The organism is Synechococcus sp. R5-12 (assembly GCF_047502655.1).
Classification (GTDB): domain Bacteria; phylum Cyanobacteriota; class Cyanobacteriia; order Thermostichales; family Thermostichaceae; genus Thermostichus.
The window spans coordinates 1-10,869 of sequence record NZ_JANSIM010000038.1 but is presented as its reverse complement, the minus strand read 5'-3'; the positions used below and the strand labels follow the sequence as shown (position 1 = coordinate 10,869).

9 protein-coding genes and 1 tRNA gene are annotated in these 10,869 nt (G+C 58.9%); 4 read left to right on the top strand and 6 right to left on the bottom strand.

From position 1 onward, the window contains the following. The first annotated feature begins 148 nt into the window (after positions 1-148). The 3 genes from NW843_RS02705 (at position 149) to NW843_RS02695 (ending at position 3,132) form a co-directional block, all read left to right on the top strand. Positions 149-457 (top strand): hypothetical protein, encoded by a 309-nt coding sequence (locus NW843_RS02705; RefSeq protein WP_414522045.1) that lies wholly within the window; start codon positions 149-151, stop codon positions 455-457. A 59-nt stretch (positions 458-516) separates the two neighbouring features. Beyond that, the gene (locus NW843_RS02700) at positions 517-2,223 is read left to right on the top strand and encodes a SulP family inorganic anion transporter (RefSeq protein WP_414522044.1); all 1,707 of its coding nucleotides are present in this window, start codon (positions 517-519) and stop codon (positions 2,221-2,223) included. Positions 2,224-2,292: 69 nt separating this feature from the next. Next, positions 2,293-3,132: a DUF6671 family protein gene (locus tag NW843_RS02695; protein ID WP_414522043.1), complete on the top strand. Its 840-nt coding sequence runs from the start codon at positions 2,293-2,295 to the stop codon at positions 3,130-3,132. Between the two features lie 132 nt (positions 3,133-3,264). Here the strand turns inward: NW843_RS02695 and NW843_RS02690 are convergent, their stop codons facing one another. The 6 genes from NW843_RS02690 to groES form a co-directional block, all read right to left on the bottom strand. Then, complete coding sequence (locus NW843_RS02690; protein ID WP_414522042.1) at positions 3,265-4,848, bottom strand: iron uptake porin; 1,584 nt, start codon at positions 4,846-4,848, stop codon at positions 3,265-3,267. 298 nt (positions 4,849-5,146) lie between these two features. Beyond that, positions 5,147-5,218 (bottom strand) — tRNA-Val (locus tag NW843_RS02685). A gap of 41 nt (positions 5,219-5,259) precedes the next feature. Further along, positions 5,260-6,423: a GuaB3 family IMP dehydrogenase-related protein gene (locus NW843_RS02680; RefSeq protein ID WP_414522041.1), complete on the bottom strand. Its 1,164-nt coding sequence runs from the start codon at positions 6,421-6,423 to the stop codon at positions 5,260-5,262. 115 nt (positions 6,424-6,538) lie between these two features. Continuing rightward, positions 6,539-7,333 (bottom strand): DUF429 domain-containing protein, encoded by a 795-nt coding sequence (locus NW843_RS02675; protein ID WP_414522040.1) that lies wholly within the window; start codon positions 7,331-7,333, stop codon positions 6,539-6,541. Between the two features lie 338 nt (positions 7,334-7,671). Further along, positions 7,672-9,306: a chaperonin GroEL gene (groL, locus tag NW843_RS02670; protein ID WP_011433224.1), complete on the bottom strand. Its 1,635-nt coding sequence runs from the start codon at positions 9,304-9,306 to the stop codon at positions 7,672-7,674. Between the two features lie 90 nt (positions 9,307-9,396). Then, the gene (groES, locus tag NW843_RS02665) at positions 9,397-9,708 is read right to left on the bottom strand and encodes a co-chaperone GroES (protein ID WP_011433225.1); all 312 of its coding nucleotides are present in this window, start codon (positions 9,706-9,708) and stop codon (positions 9,397-9,399) included. Between the two features lie 226 nt (positions 9,709-9,934). Here groES and NW843_RS02660 point away from each other — a divergent pair, with 226 nt between their 5' ends. Then, positions 9,935-10,765, top strand: coding sequence for a PhzF family phenazine biosynthesis protein (locus NW843_RS02660; RefSeq protein WP_414522039.1), 831 nt, complete (start codon positions 9,935-9,937; stop codon positions 10,763-10,765). Positions 10,766-10,869: the final 104 nt, after the last annotated feature.

Genomic DNA, 10,869 nt, shown 5'->3' with positions numbered 1-10,869 from the left:
CAGTGCTCTCTTTTGGCTCAAATGAAAGATCAACACAACCTAGTAAGCTGAAGGTGATTGAATTGAGCAGAAAGCTTTTGTATTCCCAGTCTACCATTCGCCCTTTGTGAAGGCCGGCTGACTTCCAGTAGGAGAGGCTCGGTGGTTCATCGGCGGCCCTCTCTACAGCCTCATGGATCGAGATTTACAGGTGGGCCAAGCGGAGCTGATCATTACCCTGACCGGCATCGACGACACCTTTTCCCAAACCATCTATGCTCGCCACTCCTACTTGGCCGATGAGATTCTCTGGAACCACCGATTTGCCGATATTCTCCACCTGGACAGCAATGGGCATCGCTATGTGGACTACTCTCACTTTCACACAACTCTACCGGCTCAAGCCCCATGCCTCACTCTGAGTGGGATCCAGATAGGGATCCCTGAGGGAAATCATAGAAGAAAACCTATCATCTAGCGTGATCTCTATAGTAACGTTCAATGATAGGCTGCCCATAGCGTCGAGGGCTTTGGGGCATGCTGAGCCAAGTGAAAGAACAACAGTCCGGCAACAGGAGATTTCTGGGTTGGCACCGACGTCTGAGCCTAGACAACTGGCGCGGGGATCTCTTCGGCGGGTTGACGACGGCGATTGTTTCCTTGCCGATGGCCTTGGCCTTTGGGGTGGCTTCGGGGGCAGGGCCGGTGGCGGGCTTGTACGGAGCAGTATGCGTGGGCTTTTTTGCGGCTCTGTTTGGGGGTACGCCCACGCTCATCTCCGAACCCACCGGGCCGATGACTGTGATGATGACGGCGGTGGTTGCTAATGTTACAGCCCGCTATCCGGAGCAGGGGCTGGGGCCGGCCTTCACCGTGGTGATGCTGGGGGGCTTGTTTCAGGTGTTGTTTGGATCCCTGAAACTGGGTAAATACATCACCCTCATGCCCTACAGCGTTATTTCCGGCTTTATGTCCGGGATCGGCTGGATCATGATTTTGCTGCAGATCCCGCCGCTTTTGGGCCACGCCAGCCAGGGGGGAGTGATTGGGGCGGTGCAGAACCTGCCGACCTACCTGCTCAACCTTAAGATGCCAGAGCTGGGGCTGGGGCTGCTGACGCTTGCCATCCTTTTTGGCTATCCCAAGCCCTGGCGACGGGTGGTGCCGCCGCAGTTGGTGGCTTTGGTGTTGGGAACGCTGGTGGCCAGCTTGTTCATGGCCGATTGGGATTTGCGGCGCATTGGCCCTATCCCCACCGGTTTGCCGCAGTTGCAGTGGCCGCAGTTGCCCTTTGCTTCCCTGGCCAACTTGGTGCTGGATGGGGTGGTGCTGGGGATGCTGGGCTGCATCGACACCCTCTTAACGGCAGTCATTGCCGATAACCTCACCCGCACCCGCCACGACTCCGACCAAGAGCTGATCGGGCAGGGGATCGCTAACTTGGTGTCCGGCTTCATGGGAGGGCTGCCGGGAGCAGGGGCAACCATGGGCACGGTGGTGAATATCCAGTCGGGGGGACGTACCCCTCTGGCGGGCGTCACCCGCGCCCTCATTCTGTTGATGGTGGTGCTGTTTGCCGCTCCCCTCACGCAAGGGATCCCAATGGCGGTGCTGGCAGGGATCGCCTTTAAGGTGGGGGTGGATATCCTCGACTGGAGCTTCCTCAAGCGGGCCCACCGCCTTTCCCTCAAAGGGGCAGCCATCATGTACGGAGTGATGTTCATGACGGTGTTTGTGGATCTCATCGCTGCAGTGGGAGTGGGAGTGTTTGTGGCCAACTTGCTCACCATTCAACGCCTCAGCGAGATCCACTCCGAAGAGGTGAAAGCCATTACCGATGCCGATGATGCGGTGGATCTCACTCCCCGTGAGAGGGAATTGCTGCGCCAGGGATGCGGGCAGGTGTTGCTGTTTTACCTGAGCGGGCCGATGATCTTCGGGGTTTCCCAAGCCATTTCCCGCCAACATCAGGCGGTGGCCTCCTGCCAAGCGCTGGTGGTGGATCTATCAGATGTGCCGATGCTGGGAGTTTCGGCGACGCTATCCTTGGAAAATGCCATCCGCGAGGCCCTGGATCGGGGCAAACAGGTGTGGATTGTTGGGGCCAAGGGCCGGATCCGGCAGCGCCTAGAAAGCCTGCATCTGCCACTGTCCCCAGAGCGGTTTGTGGACAGCCGTGAGGTGGCCTTGGCCGAGGCTGTTGCCCAGTTGGGCTTGCCGCTCGAGGCCAGTCCCCTGGTTTGAGTAACCCCAATTGGCCTGAGCCACAAAGCTGCGGGATCCGTTTGCCAGATCTAGGTTAAGTCTGAGTCTATGCAATGGAAGGGTCGGGTCGCCTACTTGGCAACCATGCATCGCAAAGAGCAGGTCATCGGCCCTCTCCTGGCCGAACATTTGGGGATCCAAGTTCAAGTAGTAGCTTTCGACACCGACCAACTGGGCACCTTCTCGCGGGAGCGGCCCCGACCGGGGGATCCCATCCACACTCTGCGCCTGAAGATTGCAAGGGCTTTGCAGGATCATCCTGAAGCTCTGGGCTTGGCCAGCGAGGGGTCCTTTGGCCCCCACCCTCAGATTCCCTGGATCCCTTGGAATCAGGAGTGGGTCATGCTCAGGGTTTTTGAACCCGGCGCGGAGCCCTTGGAGCTGGTCGGCTATGCAGAGAGCACCCAAACCAATTTCAGCCATCGCTGGGTGCAGAGCTGGGCAGAAGCGCTGGACTTTGCCCAAAGGGCGGGTTTTCCCCAGCACGCCCTGATCGCCCTCGACCAGCCAGAAAAGCCCCAGGTTATCCACAAAGGAATCCAAGACGAAGCAACCCTGAAGCAGGTGGTGGGGGAGCTGCTGGCTCGGCAGGGTGGCCTGCATCTGGAAACCGACATGCGGGCCATGTGCAACCCAACCCGGCTCCAAGTCATCGCAGCCGCCACCCAAAACCTAATCGCCAAAGCCCAAAGCCTGTGCCCGGCCTGCGGCACTCCTGGCTACTGGCAGATCCGCTCGGTCTCTGGACTGCCCTGCGGCCAATGTGGCGCCCCCACCCCCGTGGCCAAGGCTTGGGTATATGGCTGTGCTCGCTGTTCCCACACCCACACCGAGCCTGTGGCAGAGCCCTGGGCGGATCCCGCTCAGTGTGCCTTTTGTAATCCCTAGCTTTGTCCCAAGCTTGACGTCAAGCCCAGGCTTTCATCCCCCCAGAGGGGCTGATGTAAGAAAATAGGGATCCACTGCAGTGGATCCCTACTTAACTTAACGACTTGAATGTCAGCGTAAGGACTCTGGGAACTAGAAAGCAAACACAGCCCGCAAGACACCCACGCCGATGGTTGGATCGGTATCCCCAGACTTGCTAGGCCCACCATTGGGATTGCTCACAAAGTAGGCTGCCGGGGTAAGGGTAAGGTACTCGTTCACCGGGAAGCTGTAGTAAACATCCACGATGAAAGGACGGCTGTCAAAAACTCCCTCCTCGGTGCTGACAATCGGTTGGCCAAACACCACACCGCCCTGAGCACCCTCAATGAAGAGATCCGGGAAAACAAAGCCAAGGAGGAGACCGTTAAAGCCTTCCTCTCCCGGATCAACAGTACCAGCCGGTACCACATTGGGCAGGTTGTAATCCACATTGCCAGCAGTAAACCAGCCGGATACGGTAATTCGAGGGCTAAGCTCCCAGTTGGCTGCGACTGTAAAGGCGTTTACCTGCGCAGAGACATTGACCTGCGGTTCTCTTACCGGCCCGCGGAAGAGAGCTGTGCCTGTGGCCAGGAAGGTAGGACCGTTATTTGCTTGCTGCAGGTAGGTACTGGCAAACTGCAGGTAAATCTCTAGATTTTCATTCGGCAGGAAGCCCAGCTCCACCGCGTGGGCACTGTCGCTACCGGTTATACCGCTGTCGCCGAAGCCCTTGCCCAAGGCTTGAGCGTTCCTGGTGCTGTAGCTGTAGGCCAAGCGCAGTTGATCGGAGAGGCGGTAGCGGAAGCCAAACAGAGCTCCACCTGGCACATCCGCCGTGGAGTTGGGAGCGTCGGCGAAGTCGGAGAGAGCTTCAAAGGGTGTGCTGTAGTTGAATACATCGAACACACCTGAGCCAACGATACCCGTGTAGATGGTAGCTGCTCGGTTGAAAGCTGGGAATTGGTAGATCAGCTTGGCCAGGGTGAAAGTGCCGCCGCCACCACCGCCAAACTCAAGGCCGGGATCCCCATCAAAGAACTCAGTCACAGCGTTGCGAGCTTGGAGACGAATGCGCAGGCGATCGCGACCCACAAAAGAAGCATCGAAGTTCAAGCGTACCCGATAGGGAAGAGTCATGTTGGCTTGGTTTTGCTCTGCTACTACCTTCCCATCAACAACTCTGTCTTCCGTGAGAGCGCTGCCTACAACAGCGGCGATGACTTGGGCATTCAACTTGGTAACCGGGTTGAAGACCTTCCCTTTCAAATCAGTAACATCGGCTTCCAGGGCATCCACCCGCCCGCGCAGGGCTGCCAGCTCAGCAGCAAATTCCTCTTGCAAGCGCTGCAGAGTGGCCAAGTCTTCCTTGGAGACTTTGTCGGCCAAACCGGCTGCAATCAACTCATTGATGCGATCCAAGCAGGCGTTCATACCGGCGGCAAACTCAAAGCGAGTCATAGCCCGGTTGCCGCGGAAGGTGCGGTCAGGGTAGCCGGCAATACAACCGTAGCGCTCCACCAAGGATTGCAGGGCTTGGAAGGCCCAGTCGGTGGGCTGCACATCCGAAAGCTCAGAGATGGAGGTGACCGGCCCTGTAGCTTGGGCATAAGCCACTCCAGGGGTCAGGATCGCTGCTGCACCCAGAGTGCCGGCCAGCAGCGTTTTCCAGTAGTTCGCGTGTTTCGCGGGCATGTTTCTCTCCTTGTTCTTTTCCTCACACCTTTTTGGCTGTAGGGATGTCCTCATAGAAGCGACAAACTGCCTACTCAATAACGAGCCTGGCAATTGGGGACTCTGGGAAGACATGATACAGCCGAAGTCCACATCGTCTACCACTTTACACACTTTCTGGGCAAGACTCAATGCGAGACCCAACTGCGGTAGATGATCGAGGCTCGATATCCACTACTCTACCTCAGGGATCCGGCTCTGGCTAGCGGGTGTATCTCAAACTGAGACAGAGCTCTCAAGCTGCAAGCTCCGGTGGGGATGGGCGGTACCGGACTCGAACCAGTGACATCCTGCTTGTAAGGCAGGCGCTCTACCGCTGAGCTAACCGCCCCCGAGGGATCCCAGCCCACCGAGTTTAGCATTCCCAAAGGACTATTTCCCCATACCCAAGCTCTGCGCCTTCTGGTACACCTTGCCCTCGGTCAGGAGGGAGGGGGCGATGCAGATCTCCACCTGCTGCATTTCTCGAAGATTGGCAGCCCCCAGGGTGGCCATGCTGGTGCGCAGGGCGCCCAAGAGGTTGTGGGTACCGTCGTCCAGGCGGGCGGGGCCGCGCAAGATTTCTTCCAAGGTGCCGGTGGATCCCACGCGGATGCGGGTGCCGCGGGGCAAGATGGGGCTGGGGGTAGCCATGCCCCAATGAAAGCCGCGACCGGGGGCCTCATAGGCGCGGGCCAGGGGGGATCCGATCATCACTGCATCGGCTCCACAAGCGATGGCCTTGCAAATGTCGCCACCGGTCACCAATCCCCCATCGGCAATCACAGGGACATAGGTGCCGGTTTCCGCCAAAAACTGCTCCCGTGCAGCGGCACAGTCGGCGATGGCCGTAGCCTGCGGCACTCCCACCCCCAACACGCCTCGGGAAGTACAGGCAGCGCCAGGGCCGATCCCCACCAAGACACCGGCAGCTCCGGCCTGCATCAGCTCCAGAGCGACATCGTAGGTAACGCAGTTGCCCACCACAACAGGAATGGGCATCGACCGGCAAAATTGGGCCAGATCCAGCAGTTCCATGCCTTCGGGAACCTTGTGGTGCACCGAAACCACCGTGGCCTGGACGAAAAACAGATCCCCCCCCGCTTCCGCCACCAGGGGGCCGTATTGGGCGGCGTGGGCGGGCACGCAGCTAGCGGCGGCAATGGCGCCACCGGCCTTGATTTGGCGGATGCGCTCTTGAATCAGATCCGGCTTTACAGGTTCGCTGTAGAGGCGCTGCATCAGAGGCACAAACTCGTCTTTGCCCACCGACGCAATCTGATCCAACACCTCATCGGGATCGGCGTAGCGGGTTTGGATGCCATCCAGGTTCAACACCCCGAAAGCTCCCAGCTCCGAGAGCAAAATGGCCATTCGCACATCCACCACGCCATCCATGGCGCTGGCGATGATGGGGATTTGCCGTTGGATCCCTCCCAGGGTGAAGTGGGTATCCACCAGGCTGGGATCCAGCGTTCGTCTGCCTGGGGTCAGCGCGATTTCATCCAGCCCGTAAGCGCGTCTTGCCTGCCGATTGCGGCCCAGTTGCACGTCCATTTTTCCCCTGTTCTGCGGATCCCTTGTTTTTATCATGCCGCCAAGGAGGGATCCAAGGCTAGCGAGAGTTTTGTTCTTCTGGTTGGGATTTCCACCTGCGATCCCGGAGCGGGTCTCAATCAGCCTCAGAGGTTCGAGGGGGCAAGGGCGTGAAAATGTGCCCTTCTTGCAGGTTGCCGAAACTGCGGCAGCGCTCGGGTCCCCAGCGGAACCCGTAGAGGGCGATGTAAGCACACATCAAGGCATCCACTTGATCTTCGTAGTTTTTGAGCCGACGGCCCTTGAGGGATCCCACCTCCACTTGAAGCAGCTCTTCGTGATCCTGGAGAGCCGGGTCAGCGGCAGCCAGAGAGCGCAGATGATGCTGGTAAAGTTGCCAAGCTTGTTGCCGTTCCGGCCAGGTGCGTCGAGGGCGGGCCTTGTATTTTAGAGTGCGGCTGAGGCCAAAGAGGCTTACCAAGGCGCTGTGGGGGAAGACCTCGGTCACTTGGCGGGTAAGTTTTCCTCGCTCGATGCTGGCCTGCTCCCGAAAGCCATAACTGGCTAGGGCTTGCACCAAGGCTTCCCCTCTCACCTGGCCGTTTTTTTCTAGAAGCCGGCGGTTGGCTGGGTGGGCCCCGGCTGCATAGGCGCGAAACACCCGGTTCAGTTCGGCCTCGGCCCGCCGTTGTCCTGTGAGGTTGGGAACCCGCAAGGGCGCATCCACCGCCACCAAGCAGGGATCCCCTCCCGCCTGAGCTTGAATGTAGTCCAGGATCTCCTCATCCGTCTGGAGAATGCGGCTATCCACCAGATAGCCTGTCAAGTTCTGCCTGCCGGGATCCCCGAGCTGGACTCGCAGCGTGGCCAGACCGGAAGGGTTGCGGGTTGACCAGGCCAGATCCAGGCCAATGCAGATCAGCTGAGCCACACCGCCTTCCCCTTCTCTTCAAGTTGGACAGAATCAGAGTCGTTATCAAAAAACCAGTTTGAGGCAGTTCCCGATTGCATGGCTCTAGCGCCCTCACCCCCAGCCCCTCTCCCAAAGGTAGAGGGGGATCAACGTCACAGACAGTTGCGCTGCTGTTGCATGGGTATTGGGAATGATCCCGCCAGCTCGCCTGTCTTGATAAAAAATGAAAATCCATAAAAAAGGGATCCCACCAGGGGATCCCGAAAGATTCATCCAAGATGCCTGGCCAGGAAGCGAAGTGCCCATGGGCTCTTCGGTGAGCCTCAGGGATCCACCTCGCTGTGGCGGTCAACGGATTAGTAGTCGTAGTCACTCATGCCGCTGCCGCTGCTTGCCGGCGTGTTGGTTTTGGGCTCGGGCTTGTCCACCACGATCGCTTCGGTGGTCAGCACCATCCCCGCAATGGAAGCGGCGTTTTGCAGGGCGGAACGGGTAACCTTGGCCGGGTCTACAATGCCCGCTTCGAACATATCCACGAAGGCGTCGTTCTGAGCATCGTAGCCGGTGTTGAAGGGCTTATCTTTCACCCGCTCCAGCACAATGGAGCCGTTTTGGCCGGCGTTCTCAGCAATGCGGCGCAGCGGAGCGCCCAGAGCGCGGGCGACCAGGTTGGCCCCCACCAGTTCATCGCCGGACAGGTTGGCTTGCGCCCACTCGGTTACCACTGGGATCAGGTGTGCCAAGGTGGTACCGCCGCCGGGAACGATCCCTTCTTCTACCGCCGCTTTGGTGGCGTTGATGGCATCTTCCAGGCGCAACTTGCGGTCTTTCATCTCGGTTTCAGTGGCCGCGCCCACTTTGATCACCGCCACGCCGCCGGAGAGCTTGGCCAGGCGCTCTTGCAGTTTTTCTTTGTCGTAGGTGGAGTCGGTTTCCTCAATTTGACGGCGAATTTGCTCGCAACGGGCTTTCACAGCCGCTTCGTTGCCTTCCGCCACGATGGTGGTATTGTCTTTGGTTACCGTGACGCGACGGGCAGTGCCGAAGGAATCGAGGCGAGCGTTCTCCAGCTTCAGGCCGCGCTCTTCGCTGATCACCTCACCGCCGGTCAGGATGGCGATGTCTTCCAGCATGGCCTTGCGGCGATCCCCGAAGCCAGGGGCTTTTACCGCCACCACGCTCAGCACACCCCGCAGCTTGTTCACCACCAGGGTAGCCAGCGCTTCTTTCTCGATGTCTTCGGCGATGATCAGCAGAGGACGACCGGCGCGGGCCACCTGCTCCAGAACCGGTACCAGGTCTTGCACCAGGGTGATCTTCTTATCGGTGATGAGGATGTAGGGGTTTTCCAGAACCGCTTCCATCCGCTCGGTATCGGTGACGAAGTAAGGGGAGATGTAGCCCTTGTCGAAGCGCATCCCTTCCGTCACTTCCAGCTCGGTGGTCATGGACTTGCCTTCTTCCAGGGAGATCACCCCTTCGCGGCCCACCTTGTCCATGGCCTCGGCAATCATACGGCCCACTTCTTCATCGTTACCGGCGGAAATGGCCGCCACCTGGGCAATGGCTTTGGAATCTTCGACCGGGCGGGCATGCTCGGCGATCTTGTCTACCAAAAACTTCACCGCCTTGTCGATCCCCCGCTTTAGGGCAATCGGGTTGGCGCCGGCAGCCACGTTTTTCAGACCTTCTTTCACCATGGCGTGAGCCAAGACCGTGGCCGTGGTGGTGCCATCCCCAGCCGTGTCATTGGTCTTGGAAGCCGCCTGCCGGATCAAGGAAACGCCTGTGTTCTCAATGTGGTCTTCCAGCTCGATTTCTTTGGCAATGGTTACCCCGTCGTTGATGATTTGGGGGGCGCCAAACTTCTTCTCCAGCACGACGTTGCGCCCTTTGGGACCCAGGGTAACGGCTACGGCTTCTGCCAAAATATCCATGCCGTGCTCTAGAGCGCGGCGGGCTTCTTCACTGAAGATGATTGATTTGGCCATAGTCAACCTCTCCGATGCAAATGCAGCTAAGGGTGAAACAGAGTCTCAAGGATTCAATCGTTCGTTGAACTGCTGCTGAATCACTGACCATTACTGAACAATGGCGAGAATGTCCCGCTCGGCCAACAGCACATATTCATCGCTGCCCAGCTTGACTTCGGTTCCGGCATACTTGGAGTAGAGCACTTTGTCGCCGGCTTTCAGTTCCATCGGGATCAGCTTGCCCTCGTCGTTGCGCTTGCCAGGGCCAACAGCAACCACTTCCCCCACCTGGGGCTTTTCCTTGGCAGTGTCCGGCAAGAAGATCCCACCTGCGGTTTTCTCGTCCTGCTGAGCGATTTTGACCAGCACGCGGTCGCCCAGCGGCTTCAGGGTAGAGACGTTAAGAGCTACTGCAGCCATGACGAATGTCCTCCGTGATCCTAAAGCACGAAGCTGAAGTTTTCATTTCCATTAGTTCTACTTCCCCGAAGGGAAGCGACTTAGCACTCTCGACTTACGAGTGCTAGTTTATCAGCCAACTTTCTGGCCTGACAATAGCCTTTGTCAGCGGGATCCCGCTTTTGGCGGGTGCGGTCGGGGTGCGGATCCCCCTACTTTGGGGTCTGCTGTGGGATCATGGCCTGAGTTGGGCTGGGTTGAGAACGTGCGGATCCCGTTTTTTCAGGTGGATGCATTTACGGCGGTGCCTTTTGCAGGTAACCCCGCGGCGGTGTGTTTGCTGCCTCAGGAGCTGCCGCAGGCGCTGATGCAGGCCATTGCCGCAGAGAACAATTTGTCGGAGACGGCTTTTTTACTGCCTCAGGGATCCCAGGGCGAGGTTCCCCACTATGGGCTGCGCTGGTTTACGCCGACGACGGAGGTGGATCTCTGTGGCCACGCCACCTTGGCTGGTGCCTATGTGCTGTTCACCGAGGTGCATCCTGAGGCGGAGAGGGTAGCCTTTTCCACCCGCAGTGGCCTGTTGCAGGTGCGGCGGCAAGGGGATCGCCTGGCCATGGATTTTCCTGCTCAAACTCCGGAACCTTGGCCAGAAGCCAAGGAGCAGGTGGCAGCGGCTTTGGGGATCCCACCTGTGGAGCTATACCGGGGGGACATGGGGGTAGCGGTGCTGGCTTCGGCGGAACAAGTGCAGCAGGTGCAGCCGGATCTGGTTCAGGTTCAAGCGCTCCCCGTTCCGGGGTTGATCGTCACAGCCTCTGGGGCGGCTCTGGGGAATGGGCCGGATTTTGTCTGCCGCGTTTTCGCTCCTCGGCTGGGGATCCCGGAGGATCCGGTGACGGGATCCGCCCAGTGTCTTTTGATGCCCTATTGGGCCAAACGCCTGGGCCGACTTGATTTGAAGGCTCACCAGCTCTCGGCCCGCGGGGGCGAGCTGTGGTGCCGAGATCGAGGCTCACGGGTGGAGATTGCTGGGCAAGCGGTGCTGGTGATCAGAGGAGAGCTGAGGCTGCCTTAGAACCGTTGTCGACTAGGGTGCTAGCGGCAGAGAACAAGGCCTCCGGCCCGCTAGGGCGAGCAGTTGAAATAGATGGTAATAAAAACCACGACTGCTATCAGCCC